Origin of the sequence: Castellaniella sp. S9 (assembly GCF_027257175.1) — a bacterium.
Taxonomy (GTDB): Bacteria; Pseudomonadota; Gammaproteobacteria; order Burkholderiales; family Burkholderiaceae_B; genus Castellaniella.
In genome coordinates this window covers 1-661 of record NZ_JAPFGD010000028.1, presented here as the reverse complement: position 1 = coordinate 661, position 661 = coordinate 1, and the positions used below count along the sequence as shown (strand labels likewise).

1 protein-coding gene is annotated in these 661 nt (G+C 59.3%); it reads left to right on the top strand.

Features of this window, described 5'->3' with window-relative positions:
- On the top strand, positions 1-661 hold a 661-nt coding region (locus tag OOZ48_RS18410; RefSeq protein WP_269500270.1), incomplete at both ends, for an Ig-like domain-containing protein.

Sequence of the window (661 nt, the reverse complement as noted above, 5' to 3'; positions counted from 1 at the left end):
ACGGTCAACGACATCGAGTACACCGGTGCGGTTGCTGCTGATGGCACGTGGGCGATAGCGGTTGCAGGCACCGATCTGGCTGCTGCCACGTCTTTGGATGTGTCGGTTACGACGGCCGATGCGGCAGGTAACAGCACGACGCAGGCTACGACTCACAGCTACGGTGTGGACACGACGGCACCTGAACTGACTGTCTCGGTTGACTCGATTACGTCGGACAACGTCATCAATATCGCCGAATCTGGTGTTGAGACGATTGCAGTGACCGGTACAGTTACCGCCGAGGCGGGTGCTGAGACGACGATCACGGTGACGGTCAACGGCCAGCAGTACGCGGCTACAGTAGATGTGGCAGCGGGTATTTGGACCGTTGATGTTGCGACCAGCGACCTGCTGGCAGATAGCTCGGTGGGAGTCAGTGCAACATCTACGGACGCGGCTGGTAATGCGACGACGACCACCACCACACACGACTACGCCATTGATACGACGGCACCTGAGCTGACGATCGCGGTCGATTCGATCACTGCCGACAATATCATCAACGCCGCTGAGTCTGGCGATGCGGTGAATATCACTGGTGCGGTGGCAGGTGAGTACAGCGAGGGCGACGCTGTCACTCTGACGGTGAACGGCACTGCGTACACTGGCGCGGTTGCTG